Source organism: Streptomyces flavusporus (genome assembly GCF_046267975.1).
Lineage (GTDB): Bacteria > Actinomycetota > Actinomycetes > Streptomycetales > Streptomycetaceae > Streptomyces > Streptomyces flavusporus.
Genome location: NZ_CP176503.1, coordinates 8123123 through 8149701, shown reverse-complemented (window position 1 = coordinate 8149701; position 26579 = coordinate 8123123). Strand labels below are relative to the sequence as shown.

Below are 26579 nucleotides of genomic sequence, written 5' to 3'. Positions count from 1 at the left end.
CATGAGTATTGAGGGATCGTTCAACGATCCTCTACCTTGCTACGAACGGCGCCGCCCATCCCCACCGCGGCACCGACCGCCTCCGCACGGCACGGCTCAATCCTCAAGCACCCTCCGTCCTCCCACTGCGAGGTGCCCATGAGCACGACCCCTCCACCGCAGGCCCTGACCACCGACACCCGCCCCGGGGCGGGTGAACACACCGCCGACGACGGCGCGTTCGCCTGGCTGCGCGCCCTCGGCCCGCGGGGCCGCCGCGCCTTCGCGGGCGCGTTCGGCGGCTATGCGCTGGACTCGTACGACTACTTCACGCTTCCGCTGAGCATGGTGGCGCTGGCCGCGTACTTCGGCCTGGACAGCGGCCAGACAGGCCTGTTCACCACCGTCACACTCGTCGTCTCCGCGGTCGGCGGCGCCCTGGCCGGGGTGCTGGCGGACCGGATCGGCCGGGTCAAGGCGCTGATGATCACAGTCATCACGTACGCCGTCTTCACCGTGGCCTGCGGCTTCGCGCCCAACTACGAGACTCTTCTGGTCTTCCGGGCCCTGCAGGGGCTCGGCTTCGGCGGCGAGTGGGCGGTCGGCGCGATCCTGGTCGCCGAGTACGCGAGCGCGAAGCACCGCGGCCGCACCCTCGGAGTGATCCAGAGCTCCTGGGCCGTCGGCTGGGCCCTGGCCGTGATCGTGTACACCCTGGTCTTCTCGTACCTCGGCGACGACCTGGCCTGGCGCGTGATGTTCTGGACCGGCGCGCTTCCGGCGGTGCTGGTCATCTGGATGCGACGCCAGGTGCACGACGCACCCGAGGCGGCCGCAGCTCGGGAGAAGAACCCGCAAAAGGGTTCCTTTGCGGCCGTTTTCCGGCCGGGCACGGCCGAGGCGCCCGGTCTGCTGCGCACCACGTTCTTCGCGGTGCTGCTCTCCACCGGCGTCCAGGGCGGTTACTACACGCTCGCGACCTGGGTGCCGACCTATCTGAAGACGGAGCGCGATCTGTCGGTCGTCGGCACCGGTGGCTATCTCACGTTCCTCATCTCCGGCGCCTTCATCGGCTATCTGACAGGCGGTTACCTCACCGACCGGCTGGGCCGCCGGCGCAACATCTGGCTGTTCGCGCTGCTGTCGGCCGTCTGCATCCTGGCGTACGCGAACATTCCCAGCGGCGCCAACACCCTTGTGCTGGTGCTCGGTTTCCCGCTCGGGTTCTGCATGTCGGCCATCTTCAGCGGCTTCGGTTCCTTCCTGAGCGAGCTGTACCCGACCGCGGTGCGGGGCACGGGGCAGGGATTCACGTACAACACCGGTCGCGCGGTGGGCGCCGTCTTTCCCACGACGGTCGGCTTCCTGGCGGACAGCTGGGGCGTGGGCGGCGCGCTGGTCTTCGGTGCCGTCGGCTACGGACTCGCGGCGCTGGCGCTGCTCGGGCTGCCCGAGACGCGCGGGAAGGAGCTGGCGTGAACCGCACGGAGGACCGTCCGCTGACCCTTGTCGACGAGCACGCGCGCGCGTGGAGCCCGAAAACGGCCCGAGCCCGCTTCCGCGCGGGACTGACCGGCCCGACGGCCGGGGTCGCGGCCGGCCACACCCAGGTCAACCTGATCTCGGTGCCCGCGGACTGGGCGTACGACATGCTGCTGTTCTGCCAGCGCAACCCCAAGCCCTGCCCGGTGCTCGACGTCACGGACGCCGGCTCGTGGACGACGGTGCTGGCGGCCGGCGCGGACCTGCGCACCGACCTGCCGCGCTACCGGGTGTGGCGGGACGGCGAGTTGGTGGACGAGCCGACGGATGTGCTCGGCCACTGGCGGGAGGACCTGGTGTCGTTCCTGATCGGCTGCAGCTTCACCTTCGAGTGGGCGCTCACCGGCGCAGGCGTGCCGATCCGCCATATCGAGCAGGGCCGGAACGTCCCGATGTACGTCACGAGCCGTCAGTGCCGGCCGGCGGGACGGCTGCACGGCCCGCTGGTGGTGTCCATGCGCCCCGTGCCGCCCGAGCACCTGGCGGCGGCGATCCGGGAGAGCAGCCTGCTCCCGGCGGTGCACGGCAGCCCCGTGCACTGCGGCGATCCGTCGGGGCTCGGCATCGACGACCTGGCCCGCCCGGACTTCGGCGACCCGGTGGACGCCGAAGCGGACGACATCCCCGTGTTCTGGGCCTGCGGGGTGACTCCGCAGGCCGCGGTGATGGCGTCCCGACCGCCGTTCGCCATCACCCACGCACCGGGCCAGATGTTCCTGACCGACGCCCGCGACGAGCAGTACCGCGTGGCCTGACCACCAGAGGGGACCATGACCGCGATCGATCTGAACGCCGACCTCGGCGAGGGCTTCGGCCGCTGGCGGCTCACCGACGACGAGCAGTTGCTGTCCGTTGTCACCAGCGCCAACGTGGCCTGCGGCTTCCACGCCGGGGACGCGGCCACCATGCGCCGGGTGTGCGAGCTGGCCGCCGCGCGCGGGGTGACGATCGGCGCCCAGGTCTCCTACCGAGACCTGGCCGGGTTCGGGCGGCGCGCGATGGACGTCCCACCCGCCGAGCTGGCAGCCGAAGTGGCGTACCAGATCGGCGCCCTGGAGGTCTTCGCACGGGCGGCGGGCGCCCGCGTGGCGTACGTCAAGCCGCACGGTGCGCTGTACAACCGCGTGGTGCACGACGAGGAGCAGGCCGGCGCGGTCGTCGACGGCGTGCTCCTCGCGGACGTCACGCTGCCCGTGCTGGGGCTGCCCGGCTCGCGGCTGCTGGAGCTGGCAGCCAAGTCGGGGCTCCCGGCCGTCACGGAGGCGTTTGCGGATCGCGCGTACACCGACGAGGGCAACCTCGTGCCGCGCGGCCAGGAGGGGGCCGTCGTCACCGATCCCGATGCGGTCGTGGAGCGGTCCCTGAGCCTCGCGCGATCCGGGACGGTGACCTCCCGGTCCGGCTCCTGCATCGAGGTACGCGCGCGTTCCCTGTGCCTGCACGGAGACACGCCCGGCGCCGTCGAGCTGGCCCGCCGGGCGCGGGCGCGGCTGGAGGAATCGGGCATCCGGGTGGAGGCCTTCGCATGAGGGCGCTGCCCGTCGGCGACGACGCCCTGCTCGTCGAGGTGTCCTCGGGCGAGGAGGCACAGGCGCTGCACGCGGAGCTGCTGCGCCGCCGCGCGGAGGGCGCGCTGTCGGTCCGTGAGATCGTCCCCGCGGCCCGCACCGTCCTCCTCGACGGCCTCGCCGATCCGGTGCACCTGGCTGCCGAACTGGCCGCCGCCGAGGTGCCGCCCGCTCCCCCACGCGCGCGTGAGGTCGTCGAACTCCCGGTGCGCTACGACGGCCCGGACCTGGCCGACGTCGCCGCACACTGGGGCGTCGACGAGCAGGAGGTGGCGCGCATCCACGCGGGCACCGAATTCACCGTCGCCTTCTGCGGTTTCGCCCCCGGCTTCGGCTACCTCACCGGCCTGCCGGCGCGCTACGACGTCCCGCGCCGGGCCACGCCGCGCACGGCCGTCCCGGCCGGTGCGGTGGCGCTGGCGGGCCCGTACACGGGCGTGTATCCGCGCTCGTCGCCGGGCGGCTGGCAGCTGATCGGCACCACGGACACCGTGCTGTGGGACCACGCGCGCGTGCCGGCCGCGCTGCTGTCACCGGGCACACGCGTGCACTTCGTGCAGGTGGGACCTGTGGGACGAGCCGGACCGGTGCGACAGACCGGAGCGGCTGGACCGGTTGGCGCGGCGGGACCGGCGGTGGCGGAATGACCGACCGCGCGCTCGCCGTCGTACGGGCCGGGGCGCTGACCACCGCCCAGGACCTGGGCCGCCCAGGCCACGCCCACCTCGGAGTGCCCCGCTCCGGGGCGCTCGACGCACCTGCGGCGGTGCTCGTCAACCGGCTGGTCGGCAATCCGCCCGAGGCGGCCGTCCTGGAGACCACCCTCAACGGCTGTGCGCTACGGCCGCGTTCTGCGGTCACCGTGGCGGTCGGCGGCGCCCCGTGCCCGGTCACGGTGGACGGACGCCCGGCCGCCTGGGGTGCGCCGGTGCGGGTGCCCGCCGGGGCGCTCCTGGACGTCGGCGCGGCCGTCTCCGGGGTGCGCAGTTATGTGGCCGTCTCCGGCGGTATCGCCGTCGAGCCGGTCCTCGGCAGCCGCTCCACCGACCTGCTGTCGGGGCTCGGCCCGCCACCGCTCACGGACGGGGCGGTGCTTCCCCTGGGGCGCCCGGTCGGCCCGCACGCGCGCGTGGACGTCGCCCCGCAGCCGGCGCCCCCGGCCGAGCTCGTCCTGCACGTGACCCTCGGTCCCCGCGACGACTGGTTCACACCGGCGGCCGTACGCGCGTTCACGTCCCGCACGTACCGGGTGTCCGCCGCGAGCAACCGCATCGGGCTGCGCACGGAGGGACCCGCCCTGGAGCGGGTCCTCCCCGGTGAACTCCCCAGCGAGGGCGTGGTCCTGGGAGCGGTCCAGGTCCCGCCCGACGGCCGGCCGGTCGTCTTCCTCGCCGACCACCCGACCACCGGCGGCTACCCGGTGATCGCGGTCGTCGGCGCGAGCGACCTCCCGGCAGCCGCGCAGGCGGTGCCGGGCACCCCGGTCCGCTTCGCGGCCGTACGCCGTCGCTGACTCAGGCACCCCCTGTGTGCGCTATGCCGCCTCCGGCTCAGGTTGCTGCTCCGGCACCGACAGCCCCTCCGACAGGGACCGCTGTCCCGAAACGGACCGCTGCTCGGGCACCGACCGGTGCCCCGGCAACGGCATCGGCTCCGGCACGGACAGCGCGGCCAGCGCCTTGGACACCGCCTGCGCCGCCCGCAGGTCGAGCCGGCCGCTGGTTCCCCTCGCGCGGTGGCGCATCTCGTCGGCCGCGAGGCGCAGCAGCTGGGGCAGCAGGTCGTTGCACCGGCGGACCACCCAGGCGGTACCCGCAGTGGCCAGCCACAGCAGGCTCGCGGACCTGGTGGTCGGCGGGAACTCGGGCTCGGGCCGGGGCGCGGTCCCCGTCGCGATCCCGGCGTCCGCCAGCAGCCCGTGGAACCGTATGGCCAGCTGCCGGTGTCCCCGCTCCCCGGGGTGCAGCCGGTCCGAGCTCCACATCGCCCGGTCGTCGACCCAGTCGCCCTCGGCCGCATGCAAGTGCAGGGCCCCGTACCGCTCGGAGAGCGCATGGACCACGGTGTTGACCGCCCGCTGCCGCCGGGCCAGCGGTCTGGCCAGCACCCCGGGCAGCCCGAGCATCGCGCCGGGGTCGGGCAGGCAGGCGGTGAGCACGGCGGTGCCCTGCCGGGTGAAGGCCGCGTAGACCTTGTCGAGGCGTTCGGCGACGTTGTGGATGTCGAACGTGCGACGCAGTGTGTCGTTGACGCCGACGAGGACGGACGCGACGTCCGGGCGCAGGGCCAGCGCGGCGGGCAGCTGGGTCTCCAGCACGTCCCGCGTCTGTGCCCCGCTGACCGCGAGGTTGCTGAATTCGACGGGCGGTTCGCAGAGCCCGCGGGCGAGCAGCGCGGCCCAGCCGCGCCACTCATTCCCCACGGGATCGCCCACCCCCTCGGTCAGCGAGTCCCCGAGGGCGACGTAGCGGACCGGCCTCATGCCGCGCCCTCCGCACGTACGAAGGGACGCGTCGGCACCGCCGCGTCGTGCGCGGTGAGGAAGGCGTCCACCGCCGTGCCCCAGCCGAAGCACTCCGCACGCGCGCGTGCCGCCTCCCGGCGCTCGCGCTCGGGACGGTCGAGCAGCATCTCCACGGCGTCCGCGAAGGCGTCCCCGGTGTCCGCCGCGGTGGCGCCGGCGGATCCGATCACCTCCGGCAGCGCGGAGGACGCGCTCGCCACGACGGGCGTGCCGCAGGCCATGGCCTCCAGCGCGGCGAGCCCGAACGTTTCGGCGGGCCCGGGAGCCAGGCAGATGTCGGCGGAGGCCTGGAGCGCGCCGAGCAGGCTGCGGTCGGCGACATGCCCGAGGAAGGTCACCGGCAGGTCGCGCTCCTGTGCCCGCTGTTCGAGGCGTGCGCGCAGCGGCCCGTTCCCGGCCACCACGAGCACCGCGCGCACGCCGCGCCCGCGCAGCGCCTCCAGGGCGTCCAGCGCGGTGCCGGGCCGCTTCTCCACGGACAACCGGGAGCACATCACGAGCAGCTTCTCGTCCGCACGCGCGTGGGTGTCGCGCAGCGCGGCGTCGCGCAGAGTGGGACGCCGGTTCATCAGGTCGACGCCCAGCGGAGCCCGTACGAGGTTGCGGGCGCCGATCCGCACGAACTCCCGCTCGGCGAACTCGGTGGTGCACACGACCTTGGCATACGTGTGGGCCGTACGGACGTTGAGGGCGTCGGCGGCGCGCCGGGACAGGTTCTCCGACAGGCCCCAGGTGCGCAGCACGCCGTCGGCGGTCTCGTGGGAGACCATCACGGCGGGGACCCGGGCGCGGCGGGCCCACTTGCCGGTCCACCGCAGCGTCGTACGGTCGGAGACCTCGAGGCGGTCGGGGGCGAGCTCCTCCAGGAGGGCCGCGACCCGGCGCTTGTCGATGAGCACACGGTAGCCGCCGGTGCCGGGCAGCACCGGGCCGGGCAGGGTGATCACCCGGCCCTGCTCGGTCTCGCAGTCGCTGTACTTCTCACCCGGCACGATGAGGACGGGATCGTGGCCCGCCACCTTGAAGCCCTTGCCCAGCTCACGGAGCGCGGTGCGCAGCCCTCCGGAGGCGGGGGCGACGAAGTTCGCCAGCCGGACGATGCGAAGTGCGGTGTTCATGCCGCCACCGCCGGCCTGCGGGCCTGGAGCACGGCCTCGTAGTGGGCGATGAGCTGGTCGCCGATGGCGGCCCAGGTGCGGCCCTCGACGGTGGCTCGTGCGGCGGCCCCGTAGGCGGTGCGCAGCACCTGGTCGGCGGCCAGGGTCCGTACCGCCTCCGTGACGGCGTCCGCGTCGTGCGGCGGGACGAGCAGCCCGGTGCGGCCGTGGTCGACCAGGTCCAGCGGGCCGCCGGCGGCGGGCGCGACGACCGGGACACCGCTCGCCATGGCCTCCTGCACGGTCTGGCAGAAGGTCTCGAAGGGTCCGGTGTGGGCGAAGATGTCCAGCGAGGCGAAGATCCGGGCGAGGTCGTCGCCGCCGCGGCGGCCCAGGAAGACCGCGCCGGGCAGCGCCTCGGCCAGGCCGGGCCCGCTCGGCCCGTCGCCGACGATCACCACCCGCACGCCCGGCAGGCCGCAGACCCCGGAGAGCAGCTCGATGTGCTTCTCGGGTGCGAGCCGCCCGACATAGCCGACGATCAGCTCGCCGTTCGGGGCGAGTTCACGGCGCAGTGCGTCGTCCCGGAGGTCGGGGCGGAAGCGCGCGGTGTCGACACCGCGCCGCCACAGGTGCACCCGGGGCACGCCGTGGGCCTCCAGGTCGGCCTGGGAGGCGCTGGAGGGGGCGAGGGTGCGGTCGGCGGCGGCGTGGACGGAGCGGATGCGCCGCCAGGCCGCGGCCTCGCCGGCGCCCACGTAGGTACGGGCGTAGCCGGCCAGGTCGGTCTGGTAGACGGCGACGGCCGGGAGGCCGAGCCGGGCGGCGGCGGCCATGCCGCGGACGCCGAGGATGAAGGGGCTGGCCAGATGCACGATGTCGGCCTGGTGCGCCAGGAGCGCGGCGGCGAGCCGCCGACTGGGAAGGGCGACGCGGACCTGGGGATAGCCCGGGAGCGGTAGGGAGGGGACGTGGACGACAGGGCACGGCGCGAGAGCGGCGGCTGCCTTGCTGCCCGGAGCGGGGGCCGGTGCGACGACGAGGGGAGCGTGACCGCGATCGACGAGGTGTCGGGCGGTCTGAAGCGCGCAGTGGGCCACGCCGTTCACATCGGGGGGAAAGGATTCGGTCACGATGACGACACGCATACGGGTGTTGTCGCCGCGCTGGACGTGGCCGCGTCAACGTCGATCTTTCCGAACGGGGAACGATCCATGAGCGTTGCGCTGCGCACTCGAGCAGGTCAGGCCGCGTCCATGCGCCTCTGACCGGTGAGTCATCCCACGTTCACTTTGCGGGCCCGACGCGTCCGAATTCAGCCGTCGGGCCCGGCAGGTCCGAGTTCACTCAGCAGGTACGCCAGGTCCGGTCCGGCTGCCATCGCGTCGTTCACACAGCGGGTGCGTCGGGCCCGATCCGGCTGCGTACCGCCGTCTGGACCTCCGCCTCCTCGGCCGGGTCCGCGGCGAGCCGACGCAGTTGCTCGACGACCCGGGCGTCGCCTGTCTCGGCGTGGCGGGCGGCGAGCTCGCGGGTGGTCTCCTCGCAATCCCAGAGGCACTCGACGGCGAAGCCCGCTGGGAAGGAGGGATCGGTGGCGGCGAGCGCGCGGGCGGCCCTGCCGCGGAGGTGGGACGAGGCGGTCTCGCGGTAGATATGGCGCAGAACCGGTGCGGCACAGCCGATGCCGAGCCGTCCGGCGCCGTCCACGAGGGTCCACAGCGTCGGTGCGTCCGGCCCTTCGCCCCGTACGGCTTCGCGCAGGGCTCCGAGGACCAAATCGCTGTCGTGGGCCCCGCCCCGGCAGGCGAGCATGCGTCCGGCGGCGGCGCCCAGCGGATCGGGCCGTCGCGCCCAGCCGCGGGCCCGGTCGACGGCGGCGACGCTGCGCATCCGCTCGAAGGCGTCGAGGGCGGCCTCCACGACCGGCGCCGAGCCGGTGGCGACGGCAGCCTCGATCAGGTCGAGGGCGTCGGGATCGTTACTGTCGGCGAGATAGCGCAGGGCGGTGCAGCGGGCACCCTCGGTGCCGTCCTTGGCGGCCTGGACGATCTCGGGCCGGTCCTCGGGGCCGGCGACGGCCGTGAGGCAGCGGGCGGCGGGCACATGGAGCGAGACGCCGCGTTCGAGGCCCTGCTGGGCCCATTCGAACACCGCCTGCACACTCCAGCCCGGACGGGGCCCCGTGGGCCGCATCTGCCGCTGCCATCGGTCGAAGCAGCCGGTTTCCTGTGCGGCACGCACGCGCGTGCCGATCGATTCGCGCGGATCCTCGGCCCACAGCCGCCATGGCCGGGGCTCGAAGGCGTCCCGCACGGCAGCGGCCAGCTCGGCCTCGCCCTCGGCGTCGGCCGGGAAGCGGGCCAGCACGGGCGCGGCCAGGGCGCGCAGACCGGCGTCGTCGTCGCGCAGGGCGAGTTCGTCCAGGGCCCAGGCCCAGCTGGAGCCGTGGGCGGCGTAGCGGCGCAGCAGTTCCAGCGCGTCGCGCCTGCCGTAGGAGGCGAGGTGGCCGAGGACGGCGAGGGCGAGCCCGGTGCGTGACTCGTCGGTGTCGACGATGTCCTCGGGGTCGAAAAGATGCGCCTCGATCGCGCCCAGGTCGCCGCCCAGGTCGAGGTAGAGGCGGGCGTAGTACAGGGAGCGGTTCTCCACCTGCCAGTCGTGGCGGGGGTCGCGCAGCACACAGTGGTTGAGGGCCGCGAGCGCCTCGGCCCGGGGGGCGGTGAGCGCGTGCAGTGTGCCGTCGCCGCGGCCCCGCTGGAGCAGGCCGAGCAGCGTACCGCTGGGCGCTATGACCGGATCAAACATGGGAAACAGCCTCACATCAAGCGTCGACGCAACCGGGAAACGTGCTCTACCTGGCCGCGTGACAACACGTCGGGGCGCCCGCCGTCTCTTGCTTGCTGTAGACCATCTTCCTCTGCCTCTCGTCTGTGGCCCATGCGGACCGATCACGGCCCGCGCGGTGCGGCAACACCTGCCCAGCCATCGCGTCCGTGAATCACGACGTCATGATGACCCGGCTGTTCTCGATGCCGCGACCGAAATTTCCGGCGGCCCGGTACCGCCTCCCCCGTTTTCCGTGTCCTGCCTGATCAGGACGGCTCTTTTCGCTGGTCAGGGCGATGGTCTCAGTGTGCGCCGAACAGTTCCAGCAGTTCCGTCCTGCCGAACATCCGGGCGGTGTCGACGGCCGACGGGGTGCCGGCGGCCGGGTCGGCGCCGCCCTCCAGCAGGGCCTTGATCACTTCTTCCTCGCCCTTGAAAACCGCCCCTGCGAGCGGGGTCTGGCCTCGGTCGTTGACCCGGTCGGCCTCGGCGCCACGGTCGAGCAGCGCCCGCACGGTCCCGGCGTGCCCGTGATACGCGGCGAGCATCACGAGGGAGTCACCCCGGTCGTTGGTGAGGTTGGCCGGAACGCCCGCGTCGACATAGGCCACGAGCGCCTCGGTCTGTCCCTGCCTGGCCAGATCGAAGATCTTGGTCGCGAGCTCCACGACCTCGGGGTCGGGGGCTTCAGTCATCGGCCGGACCACCTCTCACTACGCACGTCGAGGACCCTGGGAACAAGCGTACGGCCGTGAGCGGTACGACCGTACGGGTGAATCGCCAGCGTACTGGCTGCACAGGAACATGACCGGCTGCAACCGAGGCAAAGATCACCAATGCACCCGTCGGGCGCAAGCCCGCCACCGGGCCGCACCGAGTCGAATCCGCCACATGGGCGAAATCCGCAAAATTTCACCCAGTTGCACCTTTTATCGTATGGATACATCCTGTGATCCTGGAAGTACTCATGGTGACTGTCCCCCTCGACACCAGGAGACCTCATGATTCTGTCCATCTCAGGCGTCGTCCTGCTCGGCGTCGTCGTCTTCATCTTCTGCCGCAAGGACGGACTCAAGGCGTCCCATGCACTGATCGCGGTCCTGTTCGGCTTCTACCTGGCGAGCACGGCCGTCGCTCCGAGCATCAAGGCGGGCGGCGAGAGCCTGGCGAGTCTGCTGGGCGGCCTCAAGTTCTGACGTCGCCCGCACCGCCCGGACACACCATCCCGCACGTACGCACCTCCAGGAGACACCTGTGGCCCGGCGCCCCCTCCCCCGCATTCTGAGCAACGGCAGCGCACAGCTCGCCCGGAGCCGGGAGCTGGCCCGGACGGCGGCCGACAGCGCCACCGACGTCCTCCACCCCCTGATCACGATCGCCCGCGGTCTGCGCCGACTGGCATCGGCCGGGCGGCGCAAGTGGGCCGACACCCCCAAGGACCGGCGCGGCCCGCTGCTGTTCCTGATGGCCTCGGTGTTCCTGGCCGTGGCGCTCGTCCCGTACGGCCCGCTGCTCGCCGTCATCGCCCTGATGGCGGCGGCAGCCTGGCAGGGCCGCAACCGCGCCGCACAGACCCCCGAGGGACCCGACGAGTCCCAGATCCAGCGCCTGCAGTCGCTGTACGAGGCGATGGTCCCGTACTTCTCGACCGCCGAGGACCCGGCGCCCCTGTACGCGCACGGCGGCGAGTGGGAGAAGGCCTTCCCGGAGTACGAGTTCGACGCCACCGGCCGCATCACGCACCTCGCGATCCGCTACCCGGCGTACTTCCCGGACGGCGAGGCCGAGGCGCGCGCCCGGATCGAGCACCTGCTCTCGGCGAAGTCGGGCCGCGGCCGCGAGTACCGCTTCGCGTGGGACGAGGAGGGCAACCAGCTCACGGTCACGGTCCTCGCGCCCCTGCCCACCGACATCGCCGTCCAGCGCTTCGTGACGGCACCCGGCGAGACGGTCCTCGGTTTCACCGACCCCACCGAGGTCCAGCGCACGCTCCCGCTCGGCCACGGTGCGCAAGCGCGCGACGTTCCGCCCGTCGTGTGGCGCACGGGCATCCGCTCCACCGAACCGCACCTGCTGGCCGTCGGGCAGCCGGGCAGCGGCACGTCGACTCTGCTGCGCTGCATCGCCCTGCAGGCCCTGCAGTTCGGCGACATCGTCATCGTCGACGGCGGCGGCACCGGTGACTACGCCTGCCTGACCGGCCGGGACGGGGTCCTGGCGGTCGAGTGCGCCCTTGCCGGGGCGCTGGCGAGCCTGGAGTGGGCCACCACCGAGACCGAGCGACGGCTGATCGCCGTCAACCGCGCCCGGCAGGCGGGCCACCCGCCGCCCGAGGACACCAAGCGCCCCCTGTGGCTCCTCCTGGACCGCCCGACCGCGCTGGGCCAGGTGGCCGCCGCGGACGGCCACAAGGACCCCCAGTCCCTGCTCCAGGTGCCGCTCCGGCACGGCCGATCCGCCAATGTGACGGTGGTCGTGGCCGAGCAGTTCGACGGCCTGGACGCCCTCAGCGACCCCGTACGGCAGCACACGCGCGCGCGGGTCGTGCTCGGCGCCGCCACCGCCGAGCAGTTCGAAGCGGTCCTGGGAGCGCCCCCGCACACCACGCCGGTCCCCCAGGTTCCGCCAGGCCGCGGCTACGCCCGGCTGGGCGCGGGACCGGTCCTGCGCCTCCAGGTCCCGGCGACGCCCGACCCCTATGACGACGCGACGAGCGACGACCACCGCCAGGCGGTGCTGGACCTCCTGCCGCCGCGTACGACACCGGCGGACGCGGAGCTCGAGCGGGTGCCCGCGGAGCCGGAGCCGGTATCCGCGGAGGCCGTGGTGGCGGAGAGGTCCAAGGCACGGACGTAGCCGGGGCTCTGCAGCCCCGTGCCGCCGGGGCAGCTGCCCGAGATCCCTCAAGCCACGAACGACCCCGGCGCCACCGCCCCCACGGTCCCCCCGCTCTCCACCAGCCGAGCCGCCGCCGCCAGCCGCACCGCCGCCTCCTCCGCCACCGCACCCCCCACGGTGAACGGCAGCCGCACATACCCCTCGAAGGCCCCGTCCACTCCGAAGCGCGGCCCGGACGGCACCCGCAGACCGACCCGCTCGCCCGCCTCCGCGAGCCGCGAGCCCGACAGGCCACCCGCGCGCACCCACAGTGTGAGCCCGCCCCGCGGTACCTCGAACTCCCAGCCGGGCAGCTCCCGGCGCACCGCGGCGACCAGGGCGTCCCGGTTGTCCCTGGCCTGCTCCCGGCGCACCGCGACCGCCTGCTCCCAACCCCCGGTGCCGAACAGCCAGTTCACCGCGAGCTGCTCCAGCACCGGCGTGCCCAGGTCGGCGTAGGCGCGCGCGGCCACCAGGCTGCGGATCACGTCCGGTGCCGCCCGCACCCAGCCGATGCGCATCCCGGCCCAGAAGGCCTTGCTGGCGGATCCGACGGTGACGACGGTGGACCCGGCCGGGTCGAAGGCGCAGACGGGCCGTGGCATCTCGACGTCGGGGTCCAGCCACAGCTCGCTCATCGTCTCGTCGGCGACGAGCACGGTGCCGGCCGAGCGGGCCGCCTCCACCAGCCGCCGCCGCTGGTCCTCGTCGGCGAGCGCCCCGGTCGGATTGTGGAAGTCGGCGACGACGTAGGCGATCCGCGGCGCGGCTTCCCGCAGCACCTGCCGCCAGCGGTCCAGGTCCCACCCGGCGAGCCCCTCGGCCATCGCGACGGGCACGAGCCGGGCGCCTGCCTCCCGCATCAGCTGCAGGATGTTCGCGTACGACGGCGACTCGACGGCGATGCGCTCACCACGCCCGCCGAAGAGGTGGCAGATGGCGTCGATGGCGCCCATCGCGCCGGTCGTCACCATGATCTGCTCCGGCATGGTGGGTATCCCGCGCGCGGTGTAACGGTCGGCGATCATCGCGCGCAGTGCGGGCAGTCCGGCCGGGTAGTCGCCGTGCGTGCGCGCGTAGGGCGGCAGCTCCTCCAGGGCGCCTTGAACGGCGCGGGTGAGCCAGGGTTCCGGCGCGGGCAGTGCCGCGCAGCCAAGGTCGATCACCGAACCGAGTGCCTCGGGCGGCAGCGGTTCCAGGCCGCGCGCGGGGATCGGATTTCCGGCCGGTACGGCGGTCCAGCTGCCGGCTCCGCGCCGCGACTCCAGGAATCCCTCGGTGCGCAGCGCCTCGTAGGCGGCGGCGACCGTCGTACGACTGACGGACAGCGCGAGGGCGAGTTCCCGCTCGGCGGGCAGCCGGGCGGCCACCGGCACCCGCCCCTCGAGCACCAGCAGGCGGATGCCGTCGGCGAGCGCGCGATAGGCCGGCGGACGGCGCGACCCCGGGCCCGCCGGGCGGTCCTGCTGCGACTTGAGCAGCCGGGCGAGCTGCGCCGCCCCCACCGCCGAGGTCCACTGAGCCATGCGCACCAGTCCACCTTCCCCGAATTGGCCATGGATGGCGTTACTTCCCAAGCCACAGAGTGTCATGCATCAGGCCACTACCACCACCAGGGGGGCACGTCTTGTCCACGCAGGGGCATCTCATACGTCGGTTGACCCAGCTCTACGCCGGCCTCGCGCTGTACGGTGCGAGCTCCGCGCTCCTGGTGAAGTCCGGTCTCGGCCTGGAGCCCTGGAACGTGCTGCACCAGGGACTGGCCGAGCGCACGGGCCTGAGCATCGGGACGGTGCTGATCATCGTGGGGGCGGCCGTCCTCCTGTTGTGGATCCCGCTGCGCCAGCGTCCCGGCCTCGGCACGGTCTCCAACGTCTTCGTGATCGGCGTCGTCATGGACGGCACGCTGGCGGTGGTGCCCCATGCGCACACCCTGGCCGTGCAGGTTCCGTTGATGCTGGCGGGCGTCGCTCTCAACGGCGCCGCAACCGGCCTCTATATCGCCGCGCGGTTCGGTCCCGGTCCGCGCGACGGGCTCATGACAGGGCTGCACCAGCGCACCGGCCGCTCGATCCGGCTGATCCGGACCGCCGTCGAGGTCGCGGTCGTCGTGACCGGCTTCGCGCTGGGCGGCACCATCGGTGTCGGCACGCTGCTGTACGCGGTGTCGATCGGCCCGCTCGCCCAGCTGTTCCTGCGGGTGTTCGCCGTCCCCTCGGCATCCGGCGTCAGTACCGTCGTTGCCACCGGTCAACCCCGGCGCGCGATACTGCGTCCGTGAGCACGCGCATACGCCACCCCTTCCTGGACCACCCCGGCCCGATCGCCTTCGCCCACCGGGGCGGGGCGGCGGACGGCCTGGAGAACACCGTGCTGCAGTTCCGCCGTGCGGTCGAGGCGGGCTACCGGTACATCGAGACCGACGTCCACGCCACGCGGGACGGCCGGATCGTCGCCTTCCACGACGCGACGCTGGACCGGGTGACCGACGGGGCGGGCCGGATCGCCGACCTGCCCTGGGACGACGTACGGCACGCGCGCGTGGCGGGCCGGGAACCGGTGCCGCTGTTCGAAGAGCTCCTGGAGACCTTCCCCGACGTGCGCTGGAACATCGACCTCAAGGCGGAGTCGAGCCTCCACCCCTTCCTGGAGCTGATCGAGCGCACCGACGCCTGGGACCGGATCTGCGTGGGCTCCTTCTCCGAGGCCCGCGTGGTCCGCGCCCAGCGCCTGGCCGGACCGCGCCTGGCGACCTCGTACGGCACGCGGGGCGTGCTCAATCTGCGGCTGCGCTCCTGGGGCGTGCCGGCCGTGCTGCGCCGCTCGGCGGTCGCCGCCCAGGTGCCCGAGTCGCAGTCCGGCATCCAGGTCGTGGACCGCCGCTTCGTTCGGACCGCCCACGCGCACGGACTGCATGTGCACGTGTGGACGATCAACGAACCGGAACAGATGCACCGGCTTCTGGACCTCGGCGTCGATGGCATCATGACCGATCACATCGACACGTTGCGCAAGGTCATGGAGGACCGGGGCGTCTGGGCCTGACACCCCGGCCGGCCCCGCGCACGGCACCTTCTCGGGGAAGCGAGGGCACGGGTGGGCACCGAGACCGTGCGGACACCGGAGGCGGACGAGGCCGCCGGGCGGCGGCGCGAGCAGCGCGGCTGGTACTTCTACGACTGGGCGTGCTCCGTCTACTCGACGAGCGTGCTCACCGTGTTCCTGGGCCCCTATCTGACCACGGTCGCCGAGTCCGCCGCAGACGCCGACGGCTTCGTCCATCCGCTGGGGATCCCGGTGCGTGCCGGTTCCTTCTTCGCCTACTCGGTGTCCCTGTCGGTGATCGTGGCCGTCGTGGTGATGCCCCTGGTGGGCGCGGCGGCCGACCGCACCGGACGCAAGAAGCCCCTCCTCGGTGCCGCCGCGTATCTGGGGGCCGCGGCGACGGCGGGCATGTTCTTCCTGGACGGCGACCGCTATCTGCTCGGCGGCGCACTGCTGGTCGTCGCGAACGCGGCGCAGTCCGTGGCGATGATGCTCTACAACTCCTACCTGCCGCAGATCGCCCCGCCCGAGGAACGCGACGCGGTCTCCTCCCGGGGCTGGGCCTTCGGCTATGCGGCCGGAGCGCTGGTCCTGGTCGCGAACCTGGTCCTCTACCTCGCTCACGACACCTTCGGTGTCTCCGAAGCCATGGCCGTGCGTATCTGCCTGGCGTCGGCCGGCCTGTGGTGGGGCGCGTTCGCGCTCATTCCGCTCCGCCGTCTGCGCGACCGCCGCGGGGCGGGGCGGGAGGGGTCCGTGACCGGCTGGCGGCAGCTCGCCGCCACCGTCCGCGACATGCGCCGCCACCCGCTGACGCTGTCCTTCCTGCTGGCGTACCTCGTCTACAACGACGGCATCCAGACGGTGATCACCCAGGCATCGGTCTACGGCTCCGAGGAGCTGGACCTCGGACAGTCGACACTCATCGGCGCCATCCTGCTCGTGCAGGTGCTCGCGGTGTTCGGCGCGCTGGCGCTGGGCCGGCTGGCCCGTCGGTACGGCGCGAAGCGCACTGTCCTCGGTTCACTGATCGCCTGGACGCTGACCCTGGCCGCCGGCTACTTCCTCCCGGCCGGGGCGCCGGTCTGGTTCTTCGTGCTGGCGGCCGGGATCGGGCTCGTCCTCGGCGGCAGCCAGGCACTGTCCCGTTCGCTGTTCTCCCATCTGGTCCCGGCCGGCAAGGAGGCCGAGTACTTCTCGGCGTACGAGCTGAGCGACCGCGGAATGAGCTGGCTCGGCCCGTTGCTGTTCGGTCTGACCTACCAGCTGACCGGAAGCTACCGGGACGCGATCATCTCGCTGGTGGCCTTCTTCGTCCTCGGGTTCGTGCTGCTCGCGAGGGTTCCGGTACGGCGTGCGATCGGCGAGGCCGGGAACCCGGTTCCGGACAGGATTTAGCGCTCACGGCGAAAGGGCTGTAGTGTACGCGTTTGGCCTGCCAGGCGTACCGTTACTGCGCGTCAAAGAAGCCAAAACGCTGGGTGACATCTACTGCCAGATGTGACAAACCGGGCGCCGGTGGGTACAACATGGGCGGCTACGACGGCGACGCATGACCCGGAACGGGACTCCGAACGGGAATCTTTACCGCCGACCGGACGTTGACCGGATGACGACGACAGCGACACCTGTCCTGTGGGCGACAAGCCCGGGAGGCACGATTCATGAGTGAGCGAGCTCTTCGCGGCACGCGCCTCGTGGTGACCAGCTACGAGACGGACCGCGGCATCGACCTGGCCCCGCGCCAGGCCGTGGAGTACGCATGCGAGAAGGGGCACCGCTTCGAGATGCCCTTCTCGGTCGAGGCGGAGATCCCGCCGGAGTGGGAGTGCAAGGTCTGCGGTGCCCCGGCACTCCTTGTGGACGGCGACGGTCCGGAGGAGAAGAAGGCCAAGCCGGCGCGTACGCATTGGGACATGCTGATGGAGCGGCGCACGCGTGAGGAGCTCGAAGAGGTCCTCGAAGAGCGTCTCGCCGTTCTGCGTTCCGGCGCGATGAACATCGCGGTGCACCCCCGAGACAGCCGCAAGTCCGCGTAGTCCCTGCGGGGCTCGGACCGGGGGTTCAGCGCACGCCAATGACCGCGGGCGCCGTACGTGAGGTTGACGTACGGCGCCCGCGGTCTTGTGTGCGACGGTCGCGTCCCTGTACTCAGCGCGTCAGCGGAGGGCGAGGTTCCTGCGGGGTCTCTCCGGGCTCGTCCCTGACGACCTCACCCTGCACGACCTTGCCGTCCGGGCGGTGAATGCGGGCCTGCTGAAAGGCGTCGCCGAGGCTACCGGGTGCGGCGCGGCGGAGTCGGCGGTCCACTGTGCGCTCCGCGTACCGGCTGAGGGCCTTCTGGACCGGCGGAATCAGCAGGAGCAGGCCCACCCCGTCCGAGATCAGACCGGGAAGCACCAGAAGCAGGCCGCCCAGCATCATCAGGCCGTTGCCGCCGCCGCTCGACGGCGCACCGCCGCGCTGAAGTGCCTCGTTCAGGTTCTGGAAGGCGCGCCGGCCCGCCCGCTTGATGACCACCGTACCGAGCACCAACCCGGCGAGCAGCAGCAGGAAAACCGTGAACCCGCCCGCCCAGCCGGCGACCACGGTCAGCAGCCAGATCTCCAGCACCAGCCACGCGGCGATGCCCAGCGGCAGGAAGGTGCGCAGCCGTGAGCGCCGGGGCCGCGTGGAGTAGGGAGGGGTCGAAGCGCCAGTCGTCATGCGTCCAGTGTGCCTGGGCCCGGCTCAGCACGGGATAAACCCCTACGACTGCGGCGGCCGTCCCCGGCCCAGGATCTTGCCGACCCGCTCCCCCACGCCCCATGTGGTGACGCGCCACAGCGCCTCGACGAGGATGTCGCGGCTCATCTTGGAGTCGCCCAGTTCGCGCTCGACAAAGGTGATCGGCACCTCGACGACGTGGTAGCCGGCCTTCACGGCACGGCGGGCCAGGTCGACCTGGAAGCAGTAGCCCTGGGAGGCGACGTCGTCGAGGCCGAGGCCCTCCAGCGTCTCGCGGCGAAAGGCGCGGTAGCCGCCGGTGACGTCGCGGATCGGCACGTCCAGCAGCACGCGTGAGTAGAGGCTGCCGCCACGGGAGATGAACTCGCGGCTCCTGGGCCAGTTCACGACCCGGCCGCCGGGCACCCAGCGCGAGCCGAGCACCAGGTCGGCACCCTTGAGCGCGGTCAGCAGCCGGGGCAGTTCCTCGGGCTGGTGGGAGCCGTCGGCGTCCATTTCGATCAGTACGCCGTACCCGTTCTCCATACCCCAGCGGAAGCCCGCGAGGTAGGCGGCGCCGAGGCCCTCCTTGCCCTTGCGGTGCAGGACCCGGACGTGGTCGTCGCCGGCGGCCAGCTCGTCGGCGAGCTTTCCGGTGCCGTCGGGGCTGTTGTCGTCGGCCACGAGGACGTGCGCCTCGGGAACCGCGTTACGCACCCGGCCGACGATGCTCTTGATGTTCTCCGCCTCGTTGTAGGTCGGAATGATCACCAAGGCAGTGCCGAGCGGGCCGAAGCGCCTCCCCCGGGCCTCTGCCGCGCGGGTCCCCTCGCCGTCGTTCACTGCTGCCCCTTCATGTCCGTCGCAGACGTCCACCATAGTGGCCGCAGCCTGCGCGGACGTGAACAGGACGGTCGTAAGGCGGTGTCGATTCCGCGGGAGCGGGGTAAGGATGCATTTTCGGCCCTCTATGCGAGCCGCGCTGCGGATGGGGGCCCGGCGCCCTTCGGGCCGACCTGGGACCCGCCGGCTGCGGGTCGACCTGAAGCCGTTGTCTACTGAGCTCCCGAGCCCCACCCTGGTCACACTCTTCCCCCCTCCGAGCTGTCGACTTCGCTCAGGCAGGGACGGACCCCCGTCCGGCCGGACGTTCCCCAGCCGCGGCGCGGTCGCTGAGCCTGGCTCCCAGTGACGGTGCCCCGGTGCGGTACACCGTCCCTGACCCAGCGGTGCCGCGACACGTACGCGGACGTTCGCCGGTCGGGTGTCCCGTGGTGGACCCGGCCGAACCTACCGGCCCCGGGCCGCGGCCTGTCAACAGCCGCGTGAGCTACGGGGTTTCCCACCATGCCCAGGTCGACCCCCTGGACACGCAGGTCGCGCAACGGCGCGGCGGGCGGTGAGGTCCGCCGCGCCACCCCGGGAGATCACTCGCCCGGCCGTACGAACACCGTCCGTCCACCCACCACGGTGCGCAGGCAGACGGGCAGGTCGGAGCCCGGGGTCAGGTCGGGCAGGCCGGGGGTGCCGGAGCGGGGGTCGGTCGACCAGCGCGCGACCCGGTCGTCGGGCGCCTGGACGACCAGCTCACCGGTGCGCCACACGGCGTAGTCCGCGGGCGCGCCCGGCACCAGAACGCCCGCGTCGTCGCGTCCGGTCGCCCGCCAGCCGCCGCGCGTGTGCGCCGTGAACGCGGCGCGTACGGAGACCCGGTGCTCGGGCGTGCGATGGAAGGCGGCGGCCCGGACGGTGCCCCAGGGGTCGAGGGGCGTGACCGGGCTGTCGGAACCGAGGGCGAGCGGGACGCCGGCGCGCAGCAGCGCGGCGAAGGGGTTCAGCGTGCGGGCACGCTCCACTCCGAGGCGCTGGGCGTACATGCCCTCGTCGCCGCCCCACAGCGCGTCGAAGGCCGGCTGCACGGACGCCGTCAGACCGAGCTCGGCGAAGGCCGCGATGGTGTCGGGGGTGAGCATCTCGGCGTGTTCGACGCGGTGGCGGGCGGCACGGATCCGGGCGAGGCCGACCTTCTCGGCGGCGGCGCGGACGCCCTCGACGACGGTGGTCAGGGCGGCGTCGCCGATCGCGTGGAAGCCCGCCTGGAGGCCTGCCTCGGTGCAGGCGACGACATGGGCGGCGACGGCTGCCGCGTCGAGGTAGGCGGTGCCGGTGTGGCCGGCGTCGGCGTACGGCTCGTGCAGGCAGGCCGTGTGGGAGCCGAGGGCGCCGTCGACGAACAGATCCCCGGCGGCGCCGGCCGCCCCCAGCTCGCGCGCCTTCTCGACGTCCCGCTCGGCCCAGTAGCCGACGACCCGCGGCCCCGGCTCCTCGGCGGCGAGCCGCAGCAGCGCCGTGAAGTCGTCCTCGGAGGAGATCTCCGGCCCGGCGCACTCGTGGACCGAGCCGATGCCGAGGGACGCGGCATGGGCGAGGGCGGCGCGCTGGGCCTCGGTGCGCTGGGCCGGGGTGACGGCGGCGAACGCGGCGGCGCGTACGGCGTGATGGGCGTCGCGGGTGAGAGGGCCGTCCTCCCGGTCGAGGCCCGGAACGAGGTCGAGCAGGGCGGTGGTGACGACCGCCGAGTGCACGTCGATCCGGCTGAGGTAGAGGGGACGGCCGCCGGTGGCCTCGTCGAGCTCCGCGCGGGTCGGGGGACGGCCGCCCGGCCAGCGCGCGGCGTCCCAGCCGTGGCCGAGCAGGACGCGGTCCGTCGGGCGGGCGTCGGCGAAGTCCCGGACCAGTGCGAGGGCCGCCTCCAGCGAGGGCGCGCCGGACAGGTCGAGGCCGGTGAGCGCGAGGCCGGTGGACGTGGTGTGCACATGCGCGTCGGTGAACGCCGGGGTGACCAGGGCGCCGTCGAGGTCGATCACCTCGTCCACGCCGTCCGCGAAGGCGTCGGCCGCGCCCTCGGAGCCGACCCAGGCGACCTGGCCACGCTCGACGACCATTGCGGTCGCGAACGGGTCGGCGGGGCTGTGGACCTCTCCGCGGCGGAGCAGGACGGTCTTCGGCGGGGCGGTGCGTTCACTCATGACCGACAGTTTCCCGCCCTGCGCCGGTTGTGCTGCACCCGGGGCCCGGCGGTCGGGGTCGGCAGGCCCCGTCGGCCCGTTCAGATGCGCGGTGGCCGTGCCTCGTACGGCGTGGACAACACCACCGTCGTCCGCGTCGACACCCCCGCCAGCGACCGCAGCCGCGCCAGCAGCTCCTCCAGCTCGTGGGGGGTGGCGACCCGCACCTTGAGGATGTAGTTCTCGTCGCCGGCCACGCTGTGGCAGGCCTCGATCTCGGGGACGTCCGCCAGGCGGTCCGCGATGTCGTCGGGGGCGCTGGGATCGAACGGTTTCACCGAGATGAAGGCGGTCAGCGGCAGCCCGACGGCCTCCGGGTCGACGACCGCGGCGTACCCGCGGATGACGCCACGCTGTTCCAGCCGGCGCACCCGCTGGTGCACGGCCGACGTGGACAGGCCCGTGGCCTTGCCCAGGTCGGTGTAGCTCATCCGCCCGTCCTTGACGAGCAGCTGCACGATCTGTCGGTCCAGCTCCTCCATGGCGCTAGAACCTACAGTGCGCTCGATCTCCTCGGATACCTCAGCAGCGCAGGTCATACCCGGTTCGTGATGTGCCCGAGAGCCGGCTGGGGGACGAACGTGCCGCGCCGGGCACCTGCGAGCGGCATGTGACGAACGCCACAGGCTTCGAACGGTCTCCGTGATGAAGTCGTGATTACCCCGGAGAGCGGACGGGAAGTGCTTGCTGTGGTCGAGGCCGCAGCGCCTTCACGGCCCAGCACGAGGGGGAGAATCCCATGCAGAGTCTTAAGCGCCCTGGTCGCACCGCGCCCAAGCGTCAGCAGCCGGTCGTCGAGCCCGAGCCGGAGGGTGTCGAACCCGACGCCTTCGAAGCCGACGAGCTCGACGCGTACGACACCTTCGAGATGTACCGGGTGATCTGCCCGGACTGCGCACAGCCCATCGCCTTGCTGGCGGACGAGGATTTCCTGCCGGAGCACGCGCTGTGCGCCTCACCGTGGAACCCGTTCGGACTCACGGTCTGCGCCGGCACGGGCCGCAGGGCCGCCGACGCCCGGCCCGCGGACGAGTCCATCGAGCCCCAGGAGCAGGACACCGCCCTCCTGCTGACGCTCCCTCAGGGGCTCGACTGGCGGATGCAGCCCTTCTCGCACGTCGGAGGCCCGGGCTCGCGCCCGATGCGCGTCCCGGCGATGCGCCGCCACGCTGCCTGAGCGACCTCGCTCGACCCAGTAGCTGCCCTGCACCATGGCCCGCAGGCTGCCATGGTGCAGGATCAGTGTGCCCGGGACCGGCGGGAGGCGGACGCCGGCCACCCCAAACCACCCTGGACGCAATCTAGTTGACGGTACGTCAGAGGAATGTCGGCGGCCGGACGCAGTCCCGGACCGTTTCGTGAACGCACGCTCGATTCCGGAGATCGGTGACCTGCCCGCACTGGGTCGCGTTGCCCAGGTATGACCCCCACCTACTCCACGACCGGGCGTCAGCACCGAGCGTTCGTTCCCGCCTCGGCGGACTCGGTTCCGCGGACCCCTCCGCCGCCCGCGCCGCCACTCCAGGACCCGCCCATCTACAGCGATCTGATGCGCACCTGGGCCAACCGCGGCCGCACGCTGCCGGGGCGCCACGATCCGGAGTGGATCCGGCTGGCGGCGCCCCTGGTCAGGCGGGGTCAGTTCAGCGGGTCTCCGGGCCCGCGAGGTGACGGGCGATGACCATCCGCTGGATCTGGTTGGTGCCCTCGACGATCTGCAGGACCTTGGCCTCGCGCATGTACCGCTCGACCGGGAAGTCCGCGGTGTAGCCGTATCCGCCGAGGATCTGCACGGCGTCCATGGTGACCTTCATCGCGGTGTCGGTGCAGTGCAGCTTTGCCATGGCCGCCTGCTTGGCGAAGGGCCGGCCGGCGTCCCGCAGCCGCGCGGCGGCCAGGTACAGGGCACGGCCCGCCTCGATCTGCGTGGCCATGTCGGCGAGCATGAAGCGCAGCCCCTGGAAGTCGGCGATCGGCCGCCCGAACTGCCGCCGCCCGGTCGCGTACGCGACGGCCTCGTCGAGCGCCGCCTGGGCCAGGCCGATCGCGCAGGCCGCGATGCCGAGCCGTCCGGAGTCGAGGGCGGACAGGGCGATCGCGAAGCCCTGGCCCTCGTCGCCGATGCGTCGGACGTCGGGGACCCGTACACCGTCGAAGTGGATCTGGGCGGTGGGCGAGCCCTTCATGCCCATCTTCTTCTCCGGCGCCGCCGCGCTCAGCCCCTCGGCGTCGCCGGGCACCAGGAACGCGGTGATCCCGCGCGGGCCCTCCTCGCCGGTGCGGGCCATGACGGTGTAGAAGTCGGCGACCCCGCCGTGTGTGATCCAGGCCTTGGTGCCCGTGATCACCCAGTCGTCGCCGTCCCGGACGGCCTTCGTCCGCAGTGAGGCCGCGTCGGAGCCGGAGGAGGGCTCGGAAAGGCAGTACGCGCCGAGCAGGCCGCCGCCGAGGATCGCGGGCAGGTGCTCGACCTGCTGCTCCTTGGTGCCGTAGGCGGCGAGGGCGTAGGAGGCGAGGGTGTGGACGCTGACGCCGAGGCCGACGGTCAGGCGGGCCGCGGCGAGCTCCTCGAGCACCTGCAGGTAGGCCTCGTACGGCTGGTCGCCGCCGCCGTACTCGGAGTCGTACGGCAGGCCGAGCAGTCCCGACTCGGAGAGCAGGGTGAAGACCTCGCGCGGGAAGCGTCCGGCGTCCTCCTCCTCGGCCGCGTGCGGGGCGATCTCGCGCTGCGCGATGTCGCGGACGAGCGAGATCAGGTCCCGGGCCTCGTCCGTGGGCAGTTGACGGTCCACCGGCTGCGGGGCGCGGTCGGGCATGGCGACGCTCTCCTCCCTTTCGGGCACTGCGGCGGAGGTGCCGTGGGTGTGGGCGGCTCCGCCGGGTCTCACGGGTGCCCAGCCGACGCTCCGGCTCCCGGGTCACGGAAGGCGCTGACCAGCGGCTGTGCGCTGTGAGTATGCCCGATCGGAGGCATCGAGTCACCGGTTAACGGTCGCTTACTTCAGGAAACCCCCGACCGCCCAAATTGGTCCGCACCATTGACCAGCTGGTCTAGTCCTCCTACCGTGGCGGACCGAACGACGCTTTATCGCGTTCATGCCAATCGGCGCCCGTCACCCTCTCCCCCACGAGGAGACACCCGATGCGAACCTCCCACCGTCCCCGCGCCCGGTTCCGGGCGCTCGTCGCCGCCGCGTGTTCCGCCGTCCTCGGCGCCGGACTGCTCGCCGGCGTCGGCACCGCCACCGCCGCTCCCACAGCGGAGCGGGCAGCCGGCTCCAAGGTCGTCGGCTACTTCACGGAGTGGGGTACCTACGACCGCAAGTACCTGGTCAAGAACATCGAGACCTCCGGCTCCGGCGCCAAGCTCACCCACATCAACTACGCCTTCGGCAACGTCACCGGCGGCAAGTGCGCCATCGGTGACGCCTATGCGGCGACCGAGTTGGCATGACCCGTGGCCGACGGCAAGATCGATGCCGTCGGCCGCGCCGGGCGACTCAGTACGTCGACTGGTACAACCGTTCCTCACATTGCCGGACGCTTCACCCGACTCCGCTTCCGGTAGGCCCCGGACTGCCCCGCGAACGGTCTTCAGGGTCAGAGGGCGCGCTGGTCCACTTCGGCGATCCGCGTCTTACGGCCGACAGGCTGCGCGAAGTCCTCAGCGGGGCTTGGTCCGCCCTCCCGCGGTCCTCGGCCGCAAGCGCCCCGGCGGGTAGCTCTCTCGGCACGATCCTCTGGTCGTACGCGAGTCACACCTCGCCGATAACAGGCACTCCGCTGTAACCGACTCCAGCACCATATCACTCAGAGGGAGCAGCCGTTGACCAAACGTGACCGACGGCCATGCAGGCGTCCGCCTACCCGATGACGTACGACTTCTTCGGCGCCTGGGACACCACCGGCCCGGTGGCACCCCACTCGCCCCTGACCTCGTACTCGGGCATCCCGAAGGCCGACTTCCACACGTCGGCCACCATCGCCAAGCTCAAGGGCCTCGGCATCCCGGCCTCCAAGCTGCTGCTCGGCATCGGCTTCTACGGCCGCGGCTGGACCGGCGTGACCCAGTCGGCGCCCGGCGGCACCGCGACCGGCACGGTGGGCGGCACCGCGTACGCCAAGTGCGGAAACGACTGGTGGAGTTACGACACCCCCGCGACCGTCGCGACCAAGATGACGTACAAGAACCAGCAGGGCCTGGGCGGCACCTTCTTCTGGGAGCTGAGCGGCGACACCGCGGACGGTGAGCTGATCAAGGCGATCAACTAGCCGCAGGGAACGGTACACCCGGGGCGGAGGTTCCTTCTTGGGCCTCCGCCCCTCGCTCATGGGTCCCGACGGGCGGACGCGGGGGCCGGGTAGGCGGGGTCCAGTTCCTCGATGGCGCGCAGGGCACCGCCGAGGGTCTTCACCAGCAGCTCACGCATCGTGTCGCGGGAGAGCTCGGGCTGATCGATCCAGTCGAGGGTGGCGCCCTCGACGGCGCACACCCAGCCCAGCAGTCCCATCCGCGCGAGCGGGTCGATCTTCCGCCTGCCGTACGCCCCTTCGGCGATGGTCGCGACGATCGCCTCGCGCACCCCGTCCCGGATCGCCTGCACCTCGGTGTCGAAACCGACGCCGCCGCTGACGATCGTGCGGTACGCGGCGTGGTTGTGCTCGGCGTAGCGCAGATAGCCGTCGATCGTGCGGTGGACCCGCTCCACCGGCGGAAGTTCCAGGCCGCCGGCCGCGAAGGCGACCAGGTCGGCGACCGAGTCCTGGACGATGGCCAGGTAGTAGCCGCGCTTGGAGTGGAAGTAGTAGTAGATCAGCCCCTTGGCGACATGCGCCTGCCGGGCGATGTCGTCCATCGACAGCGCGTCGTACGACGTGTCGGCGAACAACCTGCGCCCGATGGCGATGAGTTCGGCGCGGCGCGCCAGCGAACGCTCGGTGCCACGCGCCCGGGGGCGGGCCGCGTCGCGCTGTTGACTGATCTTCACTGTCGACCCTGGTTCCAACGGGCGGCGGGACACCCGCAGTATGTCAGGTCGCCGTGTGGGTCAGTTCACAGCAGACCGAGCTGAGTCACGAGCATGGCGAGCACCACGACGAGCGTCCAGCCCATGACGTGCTCGACGATCTTCGGGCCGTCGTCCTTGGGTCCGCCGGTGCGAACGCGGGCGGCAGTGGCTGAGTGTGCGGTCATGGCGTCTCGCTGTGTGTCGTGCGTGCAGTGGACTCTCCCCCACGGCTCCCCCGCCGATCCGTCCACCTTGCCACTCCTGGCGGCTTTTGCGGCGGAGACGTTGGTCACAGCCGACGGCCCCCGGAGCGGATCCGGGGGCCGTCACGGGCC

25 protein-coding genes and 1 pseudogene are annotated in these 26579 nt (G+C 72.4%); 13 read left to right on the top strand and 13 right to left on the bottom strand.

The genetic code is table 11. The features are described 5' to 3' along the window. Positions 1–138 precede the first annotated feature (138 nt). Genes ACKTSN_RS38455 through ACKTSN_RS38435 form a run of 5 tightly spaced genes read left to right on the top strand, consistent with a single transcriptional unit; the run spans position 139 to position 4602 of the window. Complete coding sequence (locus ACKTSN_RS38455; RefSeq protein ID WP_409473293.1) at positions 139–1458, top strand: MFS transporter; 1320 nt, start codon at positions 139–141, stop codon at positions 1456–1458. Continuing rightward, positions 1455–2276 (top strand): putative hydro-lyase, encoded by an 822-nt coding sequence (locus ACKTSN_RS38450; RefSeq protein WP_409473292.1) that lies wholly within the window; start codon positions 1455–1457, stop codon positions 2274–2276. The genes ACKTSN_RS38455 and ACKTSN_RS38450 overlap by 4 nt, the downstream gene beginning before the upstream one ends. Before the next feature lie 15 nt (positions 2277–2291). Beyond that, the gene (locus ACKTSN_RS38445; RefSeq protein ID WP_409473291.1) at positions 2292–3050 is read left to right on the top strand and encodes a LamB/YcsF family protein; all 759 of its coding nucleotides are present in this window, start codon (positions 2292–2294) and stop codon (positions 3048–3050) included. Then, a complete protein-coding gene (locus ACKTSN_RS38440; RefSeq protein WP_409473290.1) occupies positions 3047–3736 on the top strand; it encodes a 5-oxoprolinase subunit B family protein in 690 nt (229 codons plus the stop codon). Before ACKTSN_RS38445 ends, ACKTSN_RS38440 begins: the two co-directional genes overlap by 4 nt. Next, on the top strand, positions 3733–4602 hold the full coding sequence (locus tag ACKTSN_RS38435) for a biotin-dependent carboxyltransferase family protein (RefSeq protein WP_409473289.1): 870 nt from the start codon (positions 3733–3735) through the stop codon (positions 4600–4602). The genes ACKTSN_RS38440 and ACKTSN_RS38435 overlap by 4 nt, the downstream gene beginning before the upstream one ends. 21 nt (positions 4603–4623) lie before the next feature. On the opposite strand, the gene ACKTSN_RS38430 is transcribed toward ACKTSN_RS38435, so the two are convergent. From ACKTSN_RS38430 to ACKTSN_RS38410, 5 genes are all read right to left on the bottom strand, one after another. After that, positions 4624–5571 carry an SGNH/GDSL hydrolase family protein gene (locus tag ACKTSN_RS38430; RefSeq protein ID WP_409473288.1) on the bottom strand — a complete coding sequence of 316 codons (948 nt, stop codon included), beginning with the start codon at positions 5569–5571 and terminating at the stop codon, positions 4624–4626. Next, entirely contained in the window at positions 5568–6731 is a 1164-nt protein-coding gene (locus tag ACKTSN_RS38425; protein WP_409473287.1) for a glycosyltransferase, read from the bottom strand. Before ACKTSN_RS38425 ends, ACKTSN_RS38430 begins: the two co-directional genes overlap by 4 nt. Further along, positions 6728–7858 carry a glycosyltransferase family 4 protein gene (locus ACKTSN_RS38420; protein ID WP_409473286.1) on the bottom strand — a complete coding sequence of 377 codons (1131 nt, stop codon included), beginning with the start codon at positions 7856–7858 and terminating at the stop codon, positions 6728–6730. Before ACKTSN_RS38420 ends, ACKTSN_RS38425 begins: the two co-directional genes overlap by 4 nt. Before the next feature lie 241 nt (positions 7859–8099). After that, positions 8100–9518 carry a HEAT repeat domain-containing protein gene (locus ACKTSN_RS38415; protein WP_409473285.1) on the bottom strand — a complete coding sequence of 473 codons (1419 nt, stop codon included), beginning with the start codon at positions 9516–9518 and terminating at the stop codon, positions 8100–8102. A 323-nt stretch (positions 9519–9841) separates the two neighbouring features. Next, on the bottom strand, positions 9842–10234 hold the full coding sequence (locus ACKTSN_RS38410; RefSeq protein WP_409473284.1) for an ankyrin repeat domain-containing protein: 393 nt from the start codon (positions 10232–10234) through the stop codon (positions 9842–9844). A gap of 306 nt (positions 10235–10540) precedes the next feature. On the opposite strand from ACKTSN_RS38410, the gene ACKTSN_RS38405 reads away from it, so the two are divergent. After that, on the top strand, positions 10541–10735 hold the full coding sequence (locus ACKTSN_RS38405) for a hypothetical protein (RefSeq protein WP_409473283.1): 195 nt from the start codon (positions 10541–10543) through the stop codon (positions 10733–10735). A gap of 58 nt (positions 10736–10793) precedes the next feature. Then, positions 10794–12395, top strand: a complete 1602-nt coding sequence (locus tag ACKTSN_RS38400) for a hypothetical protein (RefSeq protein ID WP_409473282.1) — start codon at positions 10794–10796, stop codon at positions 12393–12395. A 47-nt stretch (positions 12396–12442) separates the two neighbouring features. Here ACKTSN_RS38400 and ACKTSN_RS38395 read toward each other — a convergent pair whose 3' ends face one another. Then, on the bottom strand, positions 12443–13942 hold the full coding sequence (locus tag ACKTSN_RS38395) for a PLP-dependent aminotransferase family protein (protein WP_409473281.1): 1500 nt from the start codon (positions 13940–13942) through the stop codon (positions 12443–12445). 101 nt (positions 13943–14043) lie between these two features. Here ACKTSN_RS38395 and ACKTSN_RS38390 point away from each other — a divergent pair, with 101 nt between their 5' ends. The 4 genes from ACKTSN_RS38390 (at position 14044) to ACKTSN_RS38375 (ending at position 17500) form a co-directional block, all read left to right on the top strand. Beyond that, positions 14044–14697: a YczE/YyaS/YitT family protein gene (locus ACKTSN_RS38390; protein WP_409473280.1), complete on the top strand. Its 654-nt coding sequence runs from the start codon at positions 14044–14046 to the stop codon at positions 14695–14697. Further along, positions 14694–15461 carry a glycerophosphodiester phosphodiesterase gene (locus tag ACKTSN_RS38385; protein ID WP_409473279.1) on the top strand — a complete coding sequence of 256 codons (768 nt, stop codon included), beginning with the start codon at positions 14694–14696 and terminating at the stop codon, positions 15459–15461. The genes ACKTSN_RS38390 and ACKTSN_RS38385 overlap by 4 nt, the downstream gene beginning before the upstream one ends. A 51-nt stretch (positions 15462–15512) precedes the next feature. Further along, entirely contained in the window at positions 15513–16859 is a 1347-nt protein-coding gene (locus ACKTSN_RS38380; protein ID WP_409473278.1) for an MFS transporter, read from the top strand. 266 nt (positions 16860–17125) lie between these two features. Next, complete coding sequence (locus ACKTSN_RS38375) at positions 17126–17500, top strand: RNA polymerase-binding protein RbpA (RefSeq protein ID WP_009187548.1); 375 nt, start codon at positions 17126–17128, stop codon at positions 17498–17500. 112 nt (positions 17501–17612) lie between these two features. Here the strand turns inward: ACKTSN_RS38375 and fxsA are convergent, their stop codons facing one another. The 4 genes from fxsA to ACKTSN_RS38355 form a co-directional block, all read right to left on the bottom strand. Then, positions 17613–18167: an FxsA family membrane protein gene (gene fxsA / locus ACKTSN_RS38370; protein ID WP_409473277.1), complete on the bottom strand. Its 555-nt coding sequence runs from the start codon at positions 18165–18167 to the stop codon at positions 17613–17615. 42 nt (positions 18168–18209) lie between these two features. Then, complete coding sequence (locus ACKTSN_RS38365) at positions 18210–19010, bottom strand: polyprenol monophosphomannose synthase (RefSeq protein WP_409473276.1); 801 nt, start codon at positions 19008–19010, stop codon at positions 18210–18212. A 584-nt stretch (positions 19011–19594) separates the two neighbouring features. Then, positions 19595–21196, bottom strand: coding sequence for an amidohydrolase (locus ACKTSN_RS38360; RefSeq protein ID WP_409473275.1), 1602 nt, complete (start codon positions 21194–21196; stop codon positions 19595–19597). An 80-nt stretch (positions 21197–21276) separates the two neighbouring features. After that, complete coding sequence (locus ACKTSN_RS38355; protein ID WP_076092236.1) at positions 21277–21717, bottom strand: Lrp/AsnC family transcriptional regulator; 441 nt, start codon at positions 21715–21717, stop codon at positions 21277–21279. Positions 21718–21974: 257 nt separating this feature from the next. Between ACKTSN_RS38355 and ACKTSN_RS38350 the strand changes: the two genes are divergently transcribed. Next, a complete protein-coding gene (locus ACKTSN_RS38350) occupies positions 21975–22412 on the top strand; it encodes a hypothetical protein (RefSeq protein WP_409473274.1) in 438 nt (145 codons plus the stop codon). 466 nt (positions 22413–22878) lie between these two features. Here the strand turns inward: ACKTSN_RS38350 and ACKTSN_RS38345 are convergent, their stop codons facing one another. Continuing rightward, a complete protein-coding gene (locus ACKTSN_RS38345) occupies positions 22879–24051 on the bottom strand; it encodes an acyl-CoA dehydrogenase family protein (protein ID WP_409473273.1) in 1173 nt (390 codons plus the stop codon). Between the two features lie 326 nt (positions 24052–24377). On the opposite strand from ACKTSN_RS38345, the pseudogene ACKTSN_RS38340 reads away from it, so the two are divergent. After that, a pseudogene (locus tag ACKTSN_RS38340) lies at positions 24378–25507 on the top strand (glycosyl hydrolase family 18 protein). Positions 25508–25563: 56 nt separating this feature from the next. On the opposite strand, the gene ACKTSN_RS38335 reads toward ACKTSN_RS38340, so the two are convergent. Next, on the bottom strand, positions 25564–26223 hold the full coding sequence (locus ACKTSN_RS38335; RefSeq protein ID WP_409473272.1) for a TetR/AcrR family transcriptional regulator: 660 nt from the start codon (positions 26221–26223) through the stop codon (positions 25564–25566). A 65-nt stretch (positions 26224–26288) separates the two neighbouring features. Beyond that, entirely contained in the window at positions 26289–26429 is a 141-nt protein-coding gene (locus tag ACKTSN_RS38330; RefSeq protein WP_129796774.1) for an SCO1431 family membrane protein, read from the bottom strand. Positions 26430–26579 lie beyond the last annotated feature (150 nt).

Bases quoted from the DNA above. Each gene is read 5' to 3' on its own strand.
- ACKTSN_RS38455 (WP_409473293.1), top strand. From the start codon at position 139: ATGAGCACGACCCCTCCACCGCAGGCCCTGACCACCGACACCCGCCCC.
- ACKTSN_RS38445 (WP_409473291.1), top strand. From the start codon at position 2,292: ATGACCGCGATCGATCTGAACGCCGACCTCGGCGAGGGCTTCGGCCGC.
- ACKTSN_RS38440 (WP_409473290.1), top strand. From the start codon at position 3,047: ATGAGGGCGCTGCCCGTCGGCGACGACGCCCTGCTCGTCGAGGTGTCC.
- ACKTSN_RS38435 (WP_409473289.1), top strand. From the start codon at position 3,733: ATGACCGACCGCGCGCTCGCCGTCGTACGGGCCGGGGCGCTGACCACC.
- ACKTSN_RS38430 (WP_409473288.1), bottom strand. From the start codon at position 5,571: ATGAGGCCGGTCCGCTACGTCGCCCTCGGGGACTCGCTGACCGAGGGG.
- ACKTSN_RS38425 (WP_409473287.1), bottom strand. From the start codon at position 6,731: ATGAACACCGCACTTCGCATCGTCCGGCTGGCGAACTTCGTCGCCCCC.
- ACKTSN_RS38420 (WP_409473286.1), bottom strand. From the start codon at position 7,858: ATGCGTGTCGTCATCGTGACCGAATCCTTTCCCCCCGATGTGAACGGC.
- ACKTSN_RS38415 (WP_409473285.1), bottom strand. From the start codon at position 9,518: ATGTTTGATCCGGTCATAGCGCCCAGCGGTACGCTGCTCGGCCTGCTC.
- ACKTSN_RS38410 (WP_409473284.1), bottom strand. From the start codon at position 10,234: ATGACTGAAGCCCCCGACCCCGAGGTCGTGGAGCTCGCGACCAAGATC.
- ACKTSN_RS38405 (WP_409473283.1), top strand. From the start codon at position 10,541: ATGATTCTGTCCATCTCAGGCGTCGTCCTGCTCGGCGTCGTCGTCTTC.
- ACKTSN_RS38395 (WP_409473281.1), bottom strand. From the start codon at position 13,942: ATGGCTCAGTGGACCTCGGCGGTGGGGGCGGCGCAGCTCGCCCGGCTG.
- ACKTSN_RS38375 (WP_009187548.1), top strand. From the start codon at position 17,126: ATGAGTGAGCGAGCTCTTCGCGGCACGCGCCTCGTGGTGACCAGCTAC.
- fxsA (WP_409473277.1), bottom strand. From the start codon at position 18,167: ATGACGACTGGCGCTTCGACCCCTCCCTACTCCACGCGGCCCCGGCGC.
- ACKTSN_RS38360 (WP_409473275.1), bottom strand. From the start codon at position 21,196: ATGAGTGAACGCACCGCCCCGCCGAAGACCGTCCTGCTCCGCCGCGGA.
- ACKTSN_RS38355 (WP_076092236.1), bottom strand. From the start codon at position 21,717: ATGGAGGAGCTGGACCGACAGATCGTGCAGCTGCTCGTCAAGGACGGG.
- ACKTSN_RS38350 (WP_409473274.1), top strand. From the start codon at position 21,975: ATGCAGAGTCTTAAGCGCCCTGGTCGCACCGCGCCCAAGCGTCAGCAG.
- ACKTSN_RS38345 (WP_409473273.1), bottom strand. From the start codon at position 24,051: ATGCCCGACCGCGCCCCGCAGCCGGTGGACCGTCAACTGCCCACGGAC.
- ACKTSN_RS38330 (WP_129796774.1), bottom strand. From the start codon at position 26,429: ATGACCGCACACTCAGCCACTGCCGCCCGCGTTCGCACCGGCGGACCC.